The organism is Kurthia huakuii LAM0618, assembly GCF_000505545.1.
Classification (GTDB): domain Bacteria; phylum Bacillota; class Bacilli; order Bacillales_A; family Planococcaceae; genus Kurthia; species Kurthia huakuii.
Genome location: NZ_AYTB01000007.1, coordinates 474464 through 492901, shown reverse-complemented (window position 1 = coordinate 492901; position 18438 = coordinate 474464). Strand labels below are relative to the sequence as shown.

The 18438-nt window shown below is 37.8% G+C and carries 17 protein-coding genes and 1 pseudogene; 5 read left to right on the top strand and 13 right to left on the bottom strand.

The window, feature by feature from the left end:
• The 6 genes from istA to V514_RS0104155 form a co-directional block, all read right to left on the bottom strand.
• A partial coding sequence (gene istA, locus V514_RS0104180; protein WP_029498499.1) for an IS21 family transposase occupies positions 1–948 on the bottom strand: 948 nt, incomplete at its 3' end.
• Positions 949–1145: 197 nt separating this feature from the next.
• On the bottom strand, positions 1146–1364 hold the full coding sequence (locus V514_RS0104175) for a hypothetical protein (RefSeq protein WP_029498497.1): 219 nt from the start codon (positions 1362–1364) through the stop codon (positions 1146–1148).
• A gap of 217 nt (positions 1365–1581) precedes the next feature.
• Complete coding sequence (locus V514_RS0104170) at positions 1582–2700, bottom strand: conserved virulence factor C family protein (protein WP_029498495.1); 1119 nt, start codon at positions 2698–2700, stop codon at positions 1582–1584.
• Between the two features lie 15 nt (positions 2701–2715).
• Positions 2716–4602: an ABC-F family ATP-binding cassette domain-containing protein gene (locus tag V514_RS0104165; RefSeq protein ID WP_029498494.1), complete on the bottom strand. Its 1887-nt coding sequence runs from the start codon at positions 4600–4602 to the stop codon at positions 2716–2718.
• Complete coding sequence (locus tag V514_RS0104160) at positions 4599–5228, bottom strand: HD domain-containing protein (RefSeq protein WP_029498492.1); 630 nt, start codon at positions 5226–5228, stop codon at positions 4599–4601. Before V514_RS0104160 ends, V514_RS0104165 begins: the two co-directional genes overlap by 4 nt.
• Before the next feature lie 110 nt (positions 5229–5338).
• Positions 5339–7018, bottom strand: coding sequence for a formate--tetrahydrofolate ligase (locus V514_RS0104155; RefSeq protein WP_029498491.1), 1680 nt, complete (start codon positions 7016–7018; stop codon positions 5339–5341).
• Between the two features lie 191 nt (positions 7019–7209).
• On the opposite strand from V514_RS0104155, the gene V514_RS0104150 reads away from it, so the two are divergent.
• On the top strand, positions 7210–7410 hold the full coding sequence (locus V514_RS0104150; protein ID WP_029498490.1) for a cold-shock protein: 201 nt from the start codon (positions 7210–7212) through the stop codon (positions 7408–7410).
• Between the two features lie 61 nt (positions 7411–7471).
• On the opposite strand, the gene V514_RS0104145 is transcribed toward V514_RS0104150, so the two are convergent.
• The 3 genes from V514_RS0104145 to V514_RS0104135 all read right to left on the bottom strand — a co-directional run bounded on the left by V514_RS0104145 (position 7472) and on the right by V514_RS0104135 (position 10716).
• A complete protein-coding gene (locus tag V514_RS0104145; protein WP_029498489.1) occupies positions 7472–8812 on the bottom strand; it encodes a hemolysin family protein in 1341 nt (446 codons plus the stop codon).
• Positions 8813–9002: 190 nt separating this feature from the next.
• Positions 9003–10364 carry an aspartate kinase gene (locus V514_RS0104140; RefSeq protein WP_029498488.1) on the bottom strand — a complete coding sequence of 454 codons (1362 nt, stop codon included), beginning with the start codon at positions 10362–10364 and terminating at the stop codon, positions 9003–9005.
• 172 nt (positions 10365–10536) lie between these two features.
• On the bottom strand, positions 10537–10716 hold the full coding sequence (locus V514_RS0104135; protein WP_407636640.1) for a zinc-finger domain-containing protein: 180 nt from the start codon (positions 10714–10716) through the stop codon (positions 10537–10539).
• A 108-nt stretch (positions 10717–10824) separates the two neighbouring features.
• Between V514_RS0104135 and V514_RS0104130 the strand changes: the two genes are divergently transcribed.
• Complete coding sequence (locus V514_RS0104130) at positions 10825–11211, top strand: ribonuclease HI family protein (protein ID WP_029498486.1); 387 nt, start codon at positions 10825–10827, stop codon at positions 11209–11211.
• 61 nt (positions 11212–11272) lie between these two features.
• On the opposite strand, the gene coaW is transcribed toward V514_RS0104130, so the two are convergent.
• Both coaW and V514_RS0104120 read right to left on the bottom strand, forming a co-directional pair.
• On the bottom strand, positions 11273–12115 hold the full coding sequence (gene coaW, locus V514_RS0104125) for a type II pantothenate kinase (RefSeq protein WP_029498485.1): 843 nt from the start codon (positions 12113–12115) through the stop codon (positions 11273–11275).
• A gap of 74 nt (positions 12116–12189) precedes the next feature.
• Positions 12190–13749, bottom strand: coding sequence for an amidohydrolase (locus V514_RS0104120; protein ID WP_029498484.1), 1560 nt, complete (start codon positions 13747–13749; stop codon positions 12190–12192).
• Between the two features lie 152 nt (positions 13750–13901).
• On the opposite strand from V514_RS0104120, the gene V514_RS0104115 reads away from it, so the two are divergent.
• Positions 13902–14729, top strand: a complete 828-nt coding sequence (locus V514_RS0104115; RefSeq protein ID WP_029498483.1) for a squalene/phytoene synthase family protein — start codon at positions 13902–13904, stop codon at positions 14727–14729.
• Between the two features lie 44 nt (positions 14730–14773).
• On the opposite strand, the pseudogene V514_RS20885 reads toward V514_RS0104115, so the two are convergent.
• A pseudogene (locus V514_RS20885) lies at positions 14774–14866 on the bottom strand (hypothetical protein); the annotation flags it as partial.
• Positions 14867–15483: 617 nt separating this feature from the next.
• Positions 15484–15942: a YaiI/YqxD family protein gene (locus V514_RS0104110; RefSeq protein ID WP_029498482.1), complete on the bottom strand. Its 459-nt coding sequence runs from the start codon at positions 15940–15942 to the stop codon at positions 15484–15486.
• A 188-nt stretch (positions 15943–16130) separates the two neighbouring features.
• On the opposite strand from V514_RS0104110, the gene gdhA reads away from it, so the two are divergent.
• Both gdhA and V514_RS0104100 read left to right on the top strand, forming a co-directional pair.
• Entirely contained in the window at positions 16131–17504 is a 1374-nt protein-coding gene (gene gdhA / locus V514_RS0104105) for an NADP-specific glutamate dehydrogenase (RefSeq protein WP_029498481.1), read from the top strand.
• Between the two features lie 186 nt (positions 17505–17690).
• Entirely contained in the window at positions 17691–18380 is a 690-nt protein-coding gene (locus V514_RS0104100) for a phosphoribosylaminoimidazolesuccinocarboxamide synthase (RefSeq protein WP_029498480.1), read from the top strand.
• Positions 18381–18438: the final 58 nt, after the last annotated feature.

The following is an 18438-nucleotide window of genomic DNA, read 5'->3' as shown; positions in this document are numbered from 1 at the left end:
TAGGAATTGCTTAAATACTGGATACGATTCTTCTGGTAATTTGATTAACTGCTTTTGCTCTTGCTGCCATAGCTCATCAATCAGCACTTCTTTTTTATAATGTATCCGTTGGCGATCATTGATTAATTGTTGTTCTAATTGATTTGTTAAATCCTCCAGATCCTTTATGACTGGTGGTAAGCTAAAGAAGTTATAACGAACATAACCTACTTTACCTTCTACATGACCTTTTTCATTTCCTTTGCGTGGGTTGCACACTTGCACTTTGAACCCATAATATTGCTGGAAATGTCGAAAGGCTTCTGTTAGTTCTGCTTCTGAATCGCCTTTTCTCACCTTTTTCACCGCAGGTGTTAAGTTATCAATTCGAATGCTCAAAGGAACGCCTCCAGCCTGTTTAAATAACTCTTGAAGTCCTCCTAAAAAGCACTCTAAATTTTCGCTTGGCATTGGTACGGAAAATGCTGTATTACTTGCTGGAAATGACATGATTAATGCGTGAACATCCAATATTTCACCATCTTGAACTGCCTCCATGATACCGAAGTCTACTTGAGCTTCTCCTTCTGGATGTGCTAAGCGTTCGTGGCCTTTGTCTGCTTCTTCTTCCTGTGCCACCTTCCATTCTTGAATAAAATTACAAACCGTTCTGTAAGAACCTTGGAAACCCTCTTTTACTAGATCCTCAAATATTTTTTTGTTTTTTCGTCGTAACTTTTTCTTGAGCTTTAAATCTTCTTCTAACCAATCAACTACGATTTCTCCCCATTTTTCATCGTACATCATGCCTTTTTTTAAATGAGTTTTCTCTTGAGGGAGCTGATCCCCGTCACCATATTTTTTAGCAGTACGCCAATTGACTTGCATTGTTTTTGCGATTTCAGTAATCGATAATCCTTTTTCGTTTCGTAATGTTTTGATACAATTAACTTCAGACATTGCTAGCATCCTTTCTTACCTCCCTGTTTTGGCTTCGACACCTTAAACAGTAGAGGGACTTGGGGTGGCTGGCAAGTCTTTTTTTATGCACAAAAATAGTGCAGGACTCTGTACAAATTCTTTGCACAAGTCTGCACTTTTATTTTGCAATAAACACCAAAAGAAAAAGGAGGAATTACCCTATGGCGATTCCTCCTTTTTTATTATTAAATTTCATTATAAGATAAATGCACAACACCTGTTATAGAGCTATTTTTTTCATCTATGTACTCTTCAAGTTCCATTTCGACCGAGTGTGAGACATGAATGCCACATTCACAAAATGTCGCAGGAATATCAACAACAAATAGTTGCCCTCTTGCTACTTGATACACTTTTGATGTAAGCACCTTGTCTTTTTTGCAGGCACATGTTCCGCAAATCATTATTTCCACCTCACAATATTGAATTCATCATTTTATTATTATAGACCCACCAATACCCTCTGTCAATTAGAGACCAATTAACCATTTATTTATTTAAAACAAGTATTTTTATTCATTTAAATTGTACATCTATTTATTTTAATGGTGCTATTAGATTAAAAAAGTAGAAATCACGATAGAGTGACTTCTACTTTTTTAATTTATTTATATACATTTATTAATTTTTATTATTTTGGCGCATCTCAGTCATTTGGCGCCACATCGAACCTTTTGCATCTTCACCTTGTGTAATACGTTCGATGGCCATCTTAATTTGTAATTTTACTTCAAATTCTTTATCGTCGCTTGCCGCTTCTAATGCAGGTAATGATTTTTCAGTTCCCGTTTCATATAAGAACATCGCTGCACGCCAGCGAACTAATTTATTTTTATCTGCCAACGCGTGTTGCATTGCCGCTTCAAACTCTACAAAACTTAAGTCGCTCATACAATCTCCGGCTGTACGACGAACAGAAGCTGATTTATCATTTAATGCGTCCACTAAATAAGGTACGATTACCGTGTCTTCAATCATACCAAAATATACTGTTGCTAGGCGACGAATCGACATTTTTTCGTCGCGTAACGCTGCTGCTAACATTGGAATATCCTCTATTTCAGGGTCTGGTATTTGGTCGAGTAATTGGAATCGTTTTTCCCAATCATCCACTTGAAATTCTTCCAAAGTAATTTTACGTTTTGCCGTTGGTACTGTACGATTCTCTTGGCTTGCTTCGACAAGTTCTGCAATACGGCTATTAGGAAATGCTGCTTCTAATTCTTGAACTAATGAAGCACCTACTTCGTCCTTATTACCATAACGCACACCATAATCGACCCATTTGCGTTGCATAATATAGTTTTCATCTGCTTTCATCGCTTCAGAAAATGCATCAACAAAGCGTGTTGATAAACCAAAACGCTTCTCTTCCATATTGTCAAAAACTTTTACTTGCAATGGAATACCATTAAACATTTGAACATGAACATATGCTTCACCAAAATGTTCTGTTGGACCTTGTTCTGATACTACTTTTGCATCTTCGCCAAACGCTTGGCGAACAGCCACTAAAATAGTTTCCCAATCAAATTTTCCGATACGTTCAACTGCTAAAAAATCGGCCACATGATAAACACCTTTAACCCCATCAATTTTCATAATTTCTTGAATAATTTCTGGTGCTGTTTTGGCAGTTTCTTTATTATAATTATGTGCTGTGCCAAATGGTAATTCTTGATCTAAAATAACTTTCATTGTATTTGGACTTGGTGTTGGTTCAATTGATTTAATATGCATTCAAAAATCCCCCTCTTATCCGTTTACTATATCATTTAGGTAATCATAACGTTCACTTAAATGCTCATATCGCTCATTTAACGCATCTAATTCCGTTGTTAATCGTTGTAATAGCGTAAAATCAGCACCTGCTTTTGAAATTTGCTCTTCATGATCTATAATCGCATTTTCAACTTCTTCAATGATACTTTCGATTTCTTGCCATTCCTTTTGTTCTTTAAAGCTTAGCTTTTTCTTATCTGCTTTGGGCTGCTTTTCTTTTACTTTTTCAACTTTTTCTTCTTTTGGCGCTTGTTGCTTTTCTGTATGCTGCTTCGCTAAAAAATCAGTATAGACGTCTAAAGACTCCGTTAAGCCTCCATGACCATCTAACACCCATAATTTTTTCGCAATACGATCTAAGAAAAAGCGATCATGGGAAATCGTCACAACAACACCTGCAAAATGCTCGATAAAATCTTCAAGTACAGATAATGTTTCAATATCTAAATCATTTGTTGGCTCATCTAATAAGAGTACATTCGGTTGTTCCATTAAAAGTTTCAATAAATGCAAACGTTTTTTCTCGCCACCGGATAACTTTCCAATTTGTGAACCATGCGTATGCATCGGAAATAAGAATCGTTCTAACATTGCTGCGGCTGAAAAGTGTTCGCCATTTGCATCTTTAATATCATTAGCTGTTTCACGAATATATTCAATCATCCGCTGATGTGAGTCCATTTCAGGTAAATGTTGTGTGAAATGTGCAATCTTTACGGTCGATCCTACTTCAATCACACCGATGTCTGGCATAATTTCATTTGCTAGCATTTTTAATAAGGTCGATTTCCCAGCACCATTTGGTCCAATAATCCCAATACGATCTCCTTGTTGCAATAAGAAATCAAATGATTCAATTAGCTGTTTGTCGCCAAATCCTTTTGTCACTTGTTGACCTTCAATTACTTTTTTACCTAAACGTGTTGTTGCAAGATTCATTTCTAAATCCGTTTTCGAGTTATCTTTTTGCACGTTATCTGACAACTCTTCAAAGCGTTGAATACGCGCTTTTTGTTTTGTCGAACGCGCTTGCGCTCCACGGCGAATCCATTTTAACTCTGAACGATAGCGGTTGCGATTTTTTGCTTCTGTCGCCAAATCCATTTCTTCACGAATAGCTTTAGCTTCTAAATAAGCTCCATAATTCCCACTATGTTTATACAATGATTGATTTGCCAATTCAAAAATTTGTGTTGAAGTACTGTCTAAAAAGTAACGATCATGCGTAATAATAATCGCTGCACCTTTTAAACGATTAATCATTTCCGTTAACCATTCTGTCGATTCTACATCTAAATGGTTCGTTGGCTCATCAAATAAATATAAATCTGCCGGTTCGATTAATGTTTTAGCAAGCGCTACACGTTTTTGTTGTCCACCTGATAAATTCCCAACCATCGCCTCATAATCACTAATTCCTAATTTGGTTAATGCCGTTTTAGCGAGCGCGTTAATATCCCAACCATTTTCCGTATCCATGCGTTGTTGTAACTTAAATAACTGTTGCTGCAAGCGTTCATTCATCGGATCAGCATTTAATGCGATCAATGCTTCCTCGTAAGCATGATTTAGCGTAAGAATTGGTGAATCTCCTGTGAAAACGGCTTGCAGTACTGTCATACGCTCATCGAACACTGGGTTTTGTGGTAGGTACGCAATACGATAATTTTTTGGATGATCCATATCAATTGTATCGGTTTCTAACTCTCCAGATAAAATCGCCATTAATGTCGATTTCCCTGTCCCATTAATGCCAATTAATCCTGCGCGTTCCCCTTCCACTAACGTAAAGTCAATAGTATTAAATAGCGTTTTATCGCCTACTGTTTTTGTAAAATTCGTTACGATTAAATGACTCATAATTTACCTTCTCTTTCTGCGCTTAATTGTTGTAAAAAGTGCACCATAAATTGATGACGTTGCTTGGCTAGCATTTTTCCGTATGTTGTCGTCATCAACTCTTTTAATTTCAATAATTTTTCGTGAAAATGCGTTACAATAGCACCATTCTTTTTACGATACGCCGCTTCCGATTCATATGTATGAATTGCTTCTGTATCATCATAAATCAGACTACCATGTGCTCCACCAAATACAAAGGCGCGCGCAATGCCAATGGCACCTAACGCATCTAGGCGATCTGCATCGCGCACAATTTTCATTTCAATTGTTGTTGCTTCTAATTCATGGCCACCACGATACGATACCGCCGCAATCGTTTGTTGTACACGCTGACGTTCTGCTACCGTTAGTGGGAGTTGCGCTAAAATAGCAGCTTCCGTTTCTTTAGAAGTAGTATATTTTGCATCGCTCACATCATGTAATAGTACGGCGAGTTCAATCGTTTGTAGATTAGCAGTTGGTTCTGTCTCCGCAATCGTACGCGCTGTTGCAAGTACGCGCTCAATATGTTCAAAATCATGACTTGCATCAAAAGAAGCGTACACTTTTTTTACGAGCTTCGTGCATTGTTCAGTCGTTGTCATCTTTTCACCTCATCCTCACCATTATACATGGAAATACAAAAAAAGCGTGTTGGTTACTTACTACTAAAAAAAGGCAACCGTCTAAGTAAAGACGATTGCCTTGATATATTTTAGAATAAACCTACCGCATTACCATCTTCATCAATATCCATACGAAGTGCAGCTGGTTCCTTTGGTAATCCAGGCATTGTCATAATATCGCCGGTTAAACACACGAGGAATTTGGCACCTAGTTTTGGAATAACTTCACGCACTGTAATCGTAAAGCCTTCTGGGCGACCTAATAATTTTGGTTGATCTGATAGTGAATATTGTGTTTTCGCCATGCAAATTGGTAAGTTGTCCCAACCAAAGCGTTCGATATCTGCTAACTGTTTTTTTGCCGTATCCGCAAAAGCTACATCAGCACCACCATATACTTTTTGCACGATGGCACGCACTTTTTGTTCAACGCTATCTTCTAAATCATAAATTGGTTTGAAGTTATTATCTGTTGCTAGAACATCTAGTACAGCTTGTGCTAGTTCAAGGCCACCTGCTCCCCCTTGTTCCCATACATTTGTTAAAGCAATTTTAACCCCTTGCTCTGCACACCAGTTTAAAACAACATCTAACTCTTCTTGCGTATCCGTAATAAAACGATTTAATGCAATGATTGGCTCAACGCCAAACGCGCGTACCGTGTCTACGTGTTTTGCTAAGTTTTGTATACCGGCAGCAACTGCTTCAGCGTTTGCTGCTTTCAATTCTTTTTTATCGACACCACCGTGCATTTTTAACGCACGTGTTGTTGCGACAATCACGACAGCATTTGGTTTAAATCCTGCTTGTACTGCTTTAATATCCATGAACTTTTCAGCACCTAAATCGGCACCAAAACCGGCTTCTGTAACAATGATATCTGCAAGTTTGCGCGCTGTTTGTGTCGCCTGTACAGAGTTACAGCCGTGCGCAATATTCGCAAATGGGCCACCATGAATAATTGCAGGTGTCCCTTCTAATGTTTGTACTAAGTTTGGTTTAAACGCATCTTTTAATAATAATGTTAGCGCACCCTCTACTTTTAAATCTCGTACAAAAATAGGTTCTTTATCGTATGTGTAACCGATAACGATTTCACCGATACGTTTTTTCAAATCAGCATAGTCTGTTGCTAAACAGAAAATAGCCATGATTTCAGAAGCAACGGTAATATCAAAACCATCTTCACGTGGAACACCTTGTGCAGGACCACCTAATCCAACGATGACATGCCGTAACGAACGATCATTCATATCTAGTACTCGTTTCCAAAGAATACGGCGAGGATCAATATTTAATTCGTTTCCGCGATGGATATGATTATCGATAAGAGCTGCAAGTGCATTATTTGCTGTTGTAATAGCATGCAAATCACCTGTGAAATGCAAGTTGATTTCATCCATCGGTACAACTTGTGCATAACCGCCACCTGTAGCGCCACCTTTAATCCCCATTACAGGCCCTAAAGAAGGTTCACGCAATGCAACGATCACTTTTCGTTGTAATTGGTGTAACGCATCTGCTAAACCTACAGTTACAGTTGATTTTCCTTCACCAGCTGGCGTAGGGTTAATCGCTGTAACAAGTACAACTTTTGCGGCTGCTGTTTTATTTTTCAGCTGTGTCACATCAATTTTCGCTTTATATTTTCCATATAATTCAAGCGCGGCGGCTGGAATTCCAGCTACTTTTGCAATTTCATCAATTGGTTGCATTGTTGCTTTGTTAGCAATTTCTAAATCAGATAGCGGTGTTGTAACGTTTGACATATGTGATCCCTCTTTCTTTTATCTGAGTACTTCGAATCTTTCTAGACTTACATTACTACAAAATATGTCCTACTTCAATGAAATCGTTATACGACACAATTAATTGACAATAAAAAGAAATTCATGCTATAGTCGTTTCATTAGAGGTTTGTCCTCATAATGAAAATTGGCGACATATGGAGGGAACGCACATGCACCAAGGTACGGTAAAATGGTTCGATACGGTGAAAGGTTACGGCTTTATCGAGTCTGATCAAGGTGAAGATATCTTTGTTCATTTCACAGGAATTGTAGCTGAAGGCTTTCGTACATTAGATGATGGGCAACGTGTTCAATTTGATGTCGTTGAAGGCAACCGTGGCAATCAAGCGGCTAATGTAACGGTTATTTAATATTAACATGTAAATATAAAAAAGGACGAGCGCTTAAGAAAGCAACTCGTCCTTTTCTTGTTTATTCTTCTTCAGCTTGTTCAATCTTTTGTTGTGCTTCTGGAAGACGTTTAATATCAATGCGCACAATTTGATGATTGTTCACATCAAGTGCGGTGAAACGGAATCCTTGTTCTTCAATCGTATCTCCTTGTTTGACATCATTATGATGTGCCATAAACCAACCACCGATTGTATCAATATCCTCATCTTCAATTTGCATGCCTGTTAAATCATTTACTTCATCTAATAATAATTTACCACTAACATTAAAATGATTTTTATTGAATTCATGTTTTTCAGGAAGTTCATCAGCATCAAATTCATCTCGAATTTCACCGACGATTTCTTCAATAATATCTTCGATTGTGACCAAACCAGAAGTTCCACCATATTCATCAAGTAAAATAGCAATATGAATACGTTTTGCTTGGAATTTGATTAATAAATCGCCGATTGGAATCGTTTCAATAACTTGAATAATAGGCTGTACAAAATCGCCAACCGTTTTTTGACCACTCGCCTCATGACGAATCATTTCTGTCAGTAATTGCTTCATGTTCACAAAACCAATCACATGGTCTTTGTCGCCATCAACAACTGGATAGCGTGTGTATTGTTCCACATCCATTAAGCTAAATACTTCTGTTAATGTCATGTCTTTATCAAAGCTAATGATTTCTGTGCGTGGTACCATGACTTCTTTTGCAACACGATCATCAAATTCAAAAATTCGATTCACATAGTTATATTCAGCAGGGTTGATTTCTCCGCCCTTAAAACTATCCGCTACAATCAAGCGCAATTCTTCTTCACTGTGCACTTCTTCATTTTCAGACATCATTTTCAAACCAAACATCCCCGTCAATAAACGAGCTGAGCCATTTAACAATTTGATTGGTAAATACATCACTTTATAAAACATCATTAATGGGCCAGCAAAGGCTAATGTTACAGCCTCTGCCTTTTGAATCGCTAATGTTTTAGGAGCCAATTCGCCAACAACTACGTGTAAGTATGTCACTAATGAGAACGCAATAATGAATGATAAAACAGAAGCTAAACTTCCCTCAATATCCGTTATTTCAAATAGTGGATGCAATAATTTTTCAACAGTGGGCTCTCCAATCCAACCTAATCCAAGTGCTGTAATGGTAATGCCGAGCTGACATGCCGATAAGTATTCGTCTAAGTGAGTTGTGACTTGTTTCGCTTTTAGTGCCTTTTTATTCCCTTCGGCAACTAATTGATCAATTCGCGTTGAACGCACCTTTACAATAGCAAATTCTGTTGAAACAAAAAATGCTGTTGCTGCAATCAATACCGCAAACAATACTAACTTCCAAACTATCTCTCCGTCCAAATAAGTTCTTTATCATATCGCTATGATAAAGAATTCACCTCCTGTACATGTAATACTATTAATGTAATCAAAAATGCGCAGAGAATGCAATTTATATCTACGCAAAAAAAATATTCTTACCGCATCATTTTTTTATGTCCTAATTAAAAAGGGACGCCTCTTATAGTGGCGTCCCTTTTCCAACTCATTATTAAACGTTTACTGGTTGGAAAAATTCCTCATATAATGCTTTTAAAATCGCGTTTTCAAACTGTTGTTGTACGCCAAATGACAACGACACTTCAGATGAACCTTGGTTAATCATTTCAATATTGGCACCTGTACGAGAAATAGCTGTTGCTGCACGCGCGGCTAACCCCGTATTGTTATTCATTCCTTCACCAACAACAACAATCATTGAGAAGCCATGACGGAAATGAACATCATCAGCATGTAATTCATCGTACACACGTTTAACGATACGTTGCTCTTTTTCGAGATCTACCTGATGGCTACGGATAATTACTGAAATATCATCTAAGCCAGATGGTGTATGTTCATATGAAATATTTTCTTCTTCTAAAATTTGGAGCAATTTACGACCGAAACCAATTTCTCGGTTCATTAAATATTTACTTACATACAAGATTGAGAATCCTGCATCAGCAGAAATTCCTGTTACCGGACGGCGATTAGCTGAACTTTCAGCAACAATTCTTGTTCCTGGCGCTGTTGGATTATTCGTATTTTTGATGTTTACTGGAATCTTCAATTTAAATACAGGCATCAATGCTTCATCATGGAATACAGAAAATCCCGCATATGATAATTCGCGCATTTCACGATAAGTAATTTCGGTAATTTCGGCTGGGTTGTTTACAACTTTGGGATTTGCACTGAACACGCAGTCAACGTCTGTAAAGTTTTCATAAATATCAGCGCCTACTGCAGCTGATAAAATCGCACCTGTAATATCCGAACCACCTCTGTCAAATGTGCGTAGAACACCCTCTGTTGTATAACCAAAGAATCCTGGGAATACGATAATTTCATTTGAGTCTTTTAAAGCGCTCAAATTATCATATGCTTCAGGAAGTGCCATCGTACGCGCAGGTGGTTCATTTACAACTAAACCATCTTTTGGGCTCACATAACGCGCTTCAATACCAATGCTATTGAAATACATAGCAATCATCTTCGCATTATTATCTTCCCCACTTGCTTTTAAGCTATCTAACACGTATTCAGGTGATACTTTAATCGCCTGCTCACAGCGCGTGCGTAAGTCCGCTTCGATAATATCCGAGATTTCTTTATCTAAGCCAAGACCTTGCGCATTTTCTTCATAACGTTTTACAACCGCTTCGATTTTCCCTTCTACTTCTTCACCGGCGATAACAGCATTTGCTAGATCAATAAGAAGGTCGGTTACTTTAATATCGTTCGAATCGCGTTTCCCAGGCGCTGATACGACAACGAAGCGACGCTCTGCATCACTCTGTACAATTGCCGCTACTTTTTTTACTTGTTCCGCACTCGCGACGGAAGTTCCACCGAATTTACATACTTTCATGTCATCAATCCTTATCGTCTGTATTTTTAGAATAAACATCTGTCTTTCTTCAGTGTACATAATCATTGTTGAAATAGTCAATATATATTTTTATATTATTCTTGCAAAAATATTCCGAATTTTCAACAAGATGTAATAAAAGCGTCTAATTAGTGACCAGACGCCTCATTTCTTATTCTTTTGAATAAATTTTTAATAATTCTTGCCCTAAGAACTGCAATTGTTCCCCAACTGTACACGATTCAATACAAAATTGATGGGCGCCTTGCTTGCCACGATCTTTACGCAATTGTTGTTTTACAAAACAACCATCGCAATATTTTTCCATCGTTGCATCAATTTCACTAATAATCTTTTGTTGATTCAACAATGAAATCACCTCAATTTCAAGTATTTTAATATTCTACTCTCTCCTATGATATGATGCAAGTAACATTGCTTAATCGAAAGTAGGGATTGTATGTTAGAAGTTTATATCGATGCGGCCAGTGCCGGAAATCCCGGACCATCCGGGATTGGCATTTTCATTAAAGGTGAAGGCCACCACTTAAAAGTTAGTGAACCAATTGGCATTACCGATAATCATCACGCCGAATTTCAAGCGTTTGTGCGGGCGATGGAAGAAGCGCAGAAGCTCGCACCTTCGATAGTTTCTGTCCGCTCCGATTCAAAAATCGTCGTTGCTTCTATTGAAAAGCGTTATGTAAAAAAAGAATCGTATAAAACATTACTTGAAAAAGGCTTAGCCATTTGTGATACGTTCCCGTTATTTTTCATCAAATGGATTCCTGATGAATACAATAAAGCAGCCGATGCATTAGCGCGCGAAGCGATTCATAAAAACTAACTACTTATCAAAAAAGCAGGAAATCATTTTAATCGATTCCCTGCTTTTTTATAGTATGTGATTACACACAACTTACTTGTTCTTTTGCATAGAGTAATGCACCAATTGCACCGCTAAAACCTTCATCACCTAAAAAGACAGCGGTTTTCTTTTTCAATTTTGTATAGCTAGCAATCACATCACGCAGCTTCGTATTATGATCAAGTGTTGTTCCAATATAAACGATATGTTCAACACGATATTGCTCTGCTAATTGAATACTTAATGTCGAAACTACTTCGCCAACAAGGCCCATCGTCGTCGCTAACAAATCTGCTTTCGCATAATTTTGCGGTGGCTTCAAACCAACCTTACCAAAATTACTCGCCGTTAAATCTGGATCTAGCGGTGCTGGTACTTCCATACCTTCAAAAATATCTGCTACCATCAAATCAATCGAATGTCGATGTCCTGTCTCTGCTAAATCAGCAATTTTATGATAATCGTATTCTCCAGTCATAAGTGCACTTAAACCAACTAACGTACCGCCACCGATACCGGTACCGCTAACGCGTGTATATGCTTCACCATTTTTGTAATGAATAGAAGTACCAGAACCAATATTTGCTACGATACAACGTTCAAGGCTGCCTTCTTGGCGTTTTAATTGGTCATTAACACCTCGAAAAGTTGCTTCAAATTCCACTACAAAATGACGCGTTAACGATTCGTTTAAGAGTAAATTTAATTGTTCCGCGCGACCACCTGTCATCCCTAATGTGTTAATTTTTGGATGCGTATTAATAAAGGCTGCTACTTGCGCCAAATCATTTGAAGGATAGTGGCGCACTTGCAGTTGATTATTTTCGTTTGTATAGGCGATTTTTGTTAATGTACCGCCTGCATCTATACCTATTGTATTCATATATAAACTCCTTTTTCGCTTCCATTACACTTTAATTCGAAATAAGTGCATTTGCAACTATTTCATGCAGGAGATTAGGTGTTTTTCTCATACACAATATGGCCTGCTACAACCGTTTTAACGACTTGTGTTGTCAAAATATCCTCATCACTACACGTAAATAAATCGCGGTCGATAATTGTAAAATCAGCATCGTATTGGGGTGCAATCTGTCCTCGGTAGTTTTCTTGATTTCCAGTATAGGCACTTCCCCTTGTATGCATATATAACATGTCGTAACGCGATAAGCATTGCTCTGGCTGATAAACGACACCATCTATTTTTTTACGAGTCACACCTGCCCAAATCGTTTCAAATGGATTAATACGCTCGATTGGTGCATCCGTACCCGCACCAAGCACGATACCAGCATCTAGAAAAGCTTTCCACGGATACAAATGCTTGCTGCGTTCAGGTCCTAAACGTTCAGCTACCCACGGCATATCTGACAATAAAAATACAGGTTGTGCATCAACAATAATATTTAATTTAGCTAAACGCTCAATTTGTTCAGGCATGCAAAGACTACCGTGAATATAGCGATCGCGCATTGTCACGGCAGACACTCGCTCTAGCGCCGTAATCACTTGCTCAATCGCACCATCTCCAATCGCATGAACAGCCACAGCTGTATTATGCGTGCGCGCTAAGTCAATCCACTGTGCTAATTCTTTATCGCTATGAATACGAATCCCCGTTGTATTCACTCGTTCATAAGGCTCGCGTAAATAAGCTGTATTGCCACCAAATGAACCATCCGCAAAAATTTTCATTGCGCCCGCTTCAATAAATGGATTAGTAAATGACACACCATCGGCTATCATGTCACTAAAGACACGATGGTTCCGTAGCATATGAGCCCGGAAATAACGTTGGTGTCCAATAATACGTTCATATGCCCCAAGGGATTTTGTATAATGTCCAAAATACCCTAAATCTTCTGAATGTACCCCAGTAATTCCATGCGCTACTAAATCATCAATTGCCAAACAAAGCATATTGTCTAACTGTTGTTCGCTGACATCTGATGTCGCTAACTCTACTAATACATCATTGGCATTTTCGTACAATAAGCCATTTAATCTACCATTTATATCACGACCATATGCGCCACCTATTGGGTCAACGCTTTGTTCAGTGATATTCATTTTTTCAAGACCTGCATGATTCGTTAAACTAACGTGTCGACAAACGCGGCGCAGCAGCATCGGACCACGATAAATTGCATCTAATTCTTCAATAGAAGGAATGCGTGCCATTTTATTTTCATCCCACATATCGACATAAAGCCATTCCTTACCATCTAACTGAGCAGCTTCTTCACGTATTTCTGCTAAAAACTGCTCCGCTGATGTTACATGTTGCACCGTACGTTTTAGTAATAGTTCACCATAACCAATTAAATGAATATGACTATCAATAAAACCTGGATACATCACAGCGCCAGCTAAATCCTGTTGTTCATCTGCTAATAACATCAGCGATGAATAGGTCCCCGTCTGAATAATTTTTCCTGCTTCTGTTAATACCGCTTCGACCGTTTCACTTTCACCACGCATCGTATAAATCGTGCCACCATGCCATACTGTTTTCATCGTTGTTCCCCCTTGCGGCTATCAAATTGGCATTATTATATCAGAAAATGGAAATTATCTCGAAAATCTGTTTTTTCATTGTCTATTTATTGCCTTTTGCAGTACGATAAATAACGAAACAATAATATAAAAGCTTGAACGGAGGTATCCTTGTGGTACAACAAAAACAATTATATAAAGAGGCGATGAATGTACTAAAAGCAACAAGCCGTACATTTTTTATCCCCATTACATTTTTAGAAAAGGATATGAAAACAACAGTCGCAACTTCTTATTTATGTATGCGCGCCATTGATGAAATCGAAGATCATGAAGATATTACCGTAGAGGAAAAAGCACGTATGCTTACAAAAACAGCTGCTTTATTAACTGCTCCAACATTTGATAATGCAGCTTATTTAGAAGAGTTGGAAGCATATAAAGAGCTATTACCTGAAGTGACATTACGCTTAAATGATTGGTTAATGTTATGTCCAGAAGTAATTCGCGGACGCGTGGCTGCTTCCACTGCTGAAATGGCTGATGGCATGGCGAAATGGGCTTTAAAAGGTTGGGTATGCCATACGAAGGAAGATTTAGATGACTATACCTATTATGTAGCAGGACTTGTTGGCGTCATGTTATCGGACATTTGGAAAACATTCGCCGGTATTGAGACCGATCGTGACCTAGCAATTGGTTATGGTCGCGGCTTACAAGCAGTTAATATTTTGCGCAATCAAGAAGAAGATGCTGAACGCGGTGTCAGCTTTGTGCCAGATGATTGGACACGCGAGGAATTATTCGCTTATGCCAATGAAAATTTAGCAAAAGCAGATGCCTACAATAAACAAATTAAAAAGCGTAGTATTTTAATGTTCTGTAAAATCCCACTAGCACTCGCTCATAAAACATTAAAAACAATGGAAAGCGGTAATGAAAAGCTAACGCGCGCGGAAGTCGAAGCAACTGTTGCGGAGTTAGAGGAACATACAAAATAGCCTGTCGATGTCGAAAATTACTTACGGTATTCGGAACTGACCTACTAAAATAGGTCAGTGAAAAGACACTTTTTTTCAGCTGAAGAAAGGTCATTTAACTTTGCCAACATTCGAATAGTATTATAGTAGTTGATGTATTCTTGAACGGTTCACTGATGGCATTATCAGCGGGCGTGCCTTTGTGTGGCATGCTCATGATAATGCCTTTTTCCTTGCCTACTTTGCGCTTTAACTGTTCGAGCTCTCTCAGTTCTTCTTCGAAAGGTCCTTTGCCGTAACGATATTGTTGGCCAATAGGCTATTCTAAACGATCCATCTACCTGTCTTTAACCATTTCTCTCATTAGATAAATCTGTGATTCATTTTAATTTCACATAAGGTCATCACCTTGCTCATTAGTTAATTTTATTATCTTTGTTTTTTACCCATCAAAAAACACTTCTAACGTTTTTACCCTAGAAGTGTCTTGCTCTTTTTACGTTGTCTCCGTTTTTAAGCACATTCCATGCCAAATCGTTCTTGATACCTTTTTTTGCTCCGATAAAAAATTGTTAACTATCGATTCATCTACTTTTTATATTGTTTCAATCTCATTTCGGAATGAATGGACAAAAATCTATTCTTTTTCCATACAGATTTTTCCGTCTTATGTCGTTCACTAAAACTTGACATTTTCTAAAGAAGCTAAATATGACATCAATTTTCACATTAAATATCCTTTAAATGCATTAATTGATCTCAAAACGATATGTAATCAATCTGTTTTATCTATATATAGTATTCGTTCACAAAATTGTCGAAATTTCATTTCATAAATTTTATTGGCATCTTTTGCACGTTTTTTCGGCCCTTTTAAGCGCCCACCATTTTGTCGAATTTTTTTACTAACATGACGGATATTTAATAAACTATCAATATTTTGATGGGTATATTCTCTCCCATTTTGATCAATACAAAATCCATTTTTCGCTAACACCATCGTGGCAAGGCCATAATCTTGTGTCACAACGATATCACCTTTTTGAATTTTGTTTACTAATGCAAAATCCGCGGAATCATTACCTTTGGAAACGGTTACGGTCATAGCACCTTCCCTAACAATCTCATGTGATGTATCACAAAAAATAACAACTTTCATTTCCAAATCTTGTGCGACAACAATCGTTTCATTAACGACTGGACATCCGTCAGCATCGATACATATTTTTGGCATTTTTAATTACGTCCTTTCATTGCATTCATGCTATTCTTCCCTATCGTAATCGAGAACTTATAGCTTTTTTATTTTATCATGTATTTAAAATTATCTGATTATTTAAGTTTTTTGACGATTGAAAATTTTAAAAAATCCATTTACGATAGAACTATCAAAAAACTTAACACACATGGGGGTTTTCTTAAATGGTCACAGCATTAACAACAAATAACTCAGAAGCAACTGCTTACATCGATAGCGTCTACAATAAATTAGTTGAACAAAACGCGCACGAAACTGAATTCTTACAAGCAGCAAAAGAAATCATCTATTCATTAGCACCAGTGTTTGAACAACACCCTGAATATGTAGATGCTGCCATTTTAGAACGTATCGTTGAACCAGAACGCATCATTAAATTCCGTATTTCATGGACAGATGATAACGGAAAAGTACAAGTTAACCGCGGTTACCGTGTACAATATAACTCAGCAATCGGACCTTATAAAGGCGGTCTTCGTTTCCACCCTTCAGTAAATGAATCAATCATCAAATTCTTAGGTTTCGAACAAATTTTCAAAAACTCACTTACTGGCCAACCAATCGGCGGTGGTAAAGGTGGTTCTGACTTCGATCCAAAAGGGAAATCAACTAACGAAATCATGCGTTTCTGCCAAGCATTCATGACAGAATTATACCGTCACATCGGGCAAGATATAGATGTTCCTGCTGGTGATATCGGCGTTGGTGGTCGTGAAGTAGGCTACTTATTTGGACAATATAAACGTATCCGTGGCGTTTACGAGCCAGGTGTCTTAACTGGTAAAGGGTTAACATTCGGTGGTTCATTAACACGTACAGAAGCTACAGGTTACGGTTGCGTATACTTTGTAGAAGAAATGTTACGCGAAATCGGTGAAGCGTTTGCTAATCAAACTGTTGTTGTATCGGGTTCTGGTAACGTAGCAATCTATGCTATCCAAAAAGCGCAACAACTGGGCGCAAAAGTTGTTGGTGCAAGTGATTCTAGCGGCTATATCCACGATCCAAATGGTATTGACTTAGAAGCATTAAAAGACATTAAAGAAGTTCGTAAAGCACGTATCTCTGAATATGTAGAAACACACCCAGAAGCAACATTTACTGAAGGTTGTGCAGGTATTTGGTCAATTCCATGTGATATCGCCCTACCATGTGCGACACAAAATGAAATTAACGAAGAAGCGGCAAAAACATTAGTAGCAAACGGTGTGAAAGCAGTTGGTGAAGGTGCCAACATGCCATCAACACTTGAAGCAATCGATGTTTATTATGCAAACGATGTATTATTTGGCCCAGCTAAAGCTGCCAATGCTGGTGGTGTAGCTGTATCTGCTCTTGAAATGGCGCAAGATAGCTCACGTCAATTCTGGACATTTGACGAAGTAGATCAAAAATTACACAACATCATGACAAATATTTATAATGAATCAAGTGCTGCTGCAAAACGTTACGGTCACGAAGGAAACTTATTAGTAGGTGCCAACATTGCTGGCTTTGTAAAAGTTGCAGAAGCAATGTTAGCTCAAGGTGTATTCTAGTTAATACACGAATTAATACACGAAATTCAGTTGATTTCTATTAAATATGCTGTTTAAAGAAAGTACGTTATAAAAACGTACTTTCTTTTTTTTGTCGTTTTTACATAAAATTCCTTCTTTTATTCTTTTTAAGACATTCTACTTTGAAATCGATTACAATACGAATAGATGGGAGGAGTGATTTCGATGGAATTAATTTACAAAGGGAAAAATAAAAATATTTACCGTCTACCAACTGGAGCGTTACAAATTCAGTTCACTGATGCCGTTACTGGGGAAAATGGTGTCTTTGAACCTGCTGCAAAATCCATTTTAAAAACAGTTCCAGGTGCTGCATTGTCCAATACGCAGTTATCTGCCTACTTTTTCAAAAAATTAAATGCAATCGATGTGCCAACGCATTTCATTGCAGTTGACGCTGAGCACACAGCTATTAGCGTCAAAGATACGACACCATTTGGGACACACGGCGTAGATGTTATCTGTCGTTTTCGCGCGATTGGGGCCTTTGAGGCGCGCTATAATGAGTTCATTGAGCATGGTGAAGAACTCGACACATTAGTTGAAATGGTACTCAAAGATGAGCACGAAGAGTTACCACCAATTACGCCTGATACATTAGAGGCACTCGGCATTATGACATTACGTGAATATAATTTTATAAAAAATTTAGCACGTGATGTATCGGAATTTATTCGCATGGATTTAGCTAAAAAGGGACTAGAATTATATGATATTAAACTAGAATTTGGGCGTGATTCGCAAAATGCCGAAATTTTATTAATCAATGAAATATCTGCTAATAATATGCACGTCTATCAAGGCGAACGCCTAATCAATGCACTTGAATTAGAACAAATTATGTTAACGAAATAAACCACTATAACGAAGTAGTTATGATGATTTTGCATCATAGCTACTTTTCTTTTATTCA

Coding starts and splice junctions, on each gene's coding strand:
- V514_RS0104110 (WP_029498482.1), bottom strand. CDS start 15,942: ATGCCAAAAATATGTATCGATGCTGACGGATGTCCAGTCGTTAATGAA.
- V514_RS0104140 (WP_029498488.1), bottom strand. CDS start 10,364: ATGAAAGTATGTAAATTCGGTGGAACTTCCGTCGCGAGTGCGGAACAA.
- V514_RS0104100 (WP_029498480.1), top strand. CDS start 17,691: ATGGAATTAATTTACAAAGGGAAAAATAAAAATATTTACCGTCTACCA.
- V514_RS0104165 (WP_029498494.1), bottom strand. CDS start 4,602: ATGAGTCATTTAATCGTAACGAATTTTACAAAAACAGTAGGCGATAAA.
- V514_RS0104170 (WP_029498495.1), bottom strand. CDS start 2,700: ATGCATATTAAATCAATTGAACCAACACCAAGTCCAAATACAATGAAA.
- V514_RS0104155 (WP_029498491.1), bottom strand. CDS start 7,018: ATGTCAAACGTTACAACACCGCTATCTGATTTAGAAATTGCTAACAAA.
- V514_RS0104120 (WP_029498484.1), bottom strand. CDS start 13,749: ATGAAAACAGTATGGCATGGTGGCACGATTTATACGATGCGTGGTGAA.
- V514_RS0104150 (WP_029498490.1), top strand. CDS start 7,210: ATGCACCAAGGTACGGTAAAATGGTTCGATACGGTGAAAGGTTACGGC.
- gdhA (WP_029498481.1), top strand. CDS start 16,131: ATGGTCACAGCATTAACAACAAATAACTCAGAAGCAACTGCTTACATC.
- V514_RS0104130 (WP_029498486.1), top strand. CDS start 10,825: ATGTTAGAAGTTTATATCGATGCGGCCAGTGCCGGAAATCCCGGACCA.
- V514_RS0104160 (WP_029498492.1), bottom strand. CDS start 5,228: ATGACAACGACTGAACAATGCACGAAGCTCGTAAAAAAAGTGTACGCT.
- V514_RS0104175 (WP_029498497.1), bottom strand. CDS start 1,364: ATGATTTGCGGAACATGTGCCTGCAAAAAAGACAAGGTGCTTACATCA.
- coaW (WP_029498485.1), bottom strand. CDS start 12,115: ATGAATACAATAGGTATAGATGCAGGCGGTACATTAACAAAAATCGCC.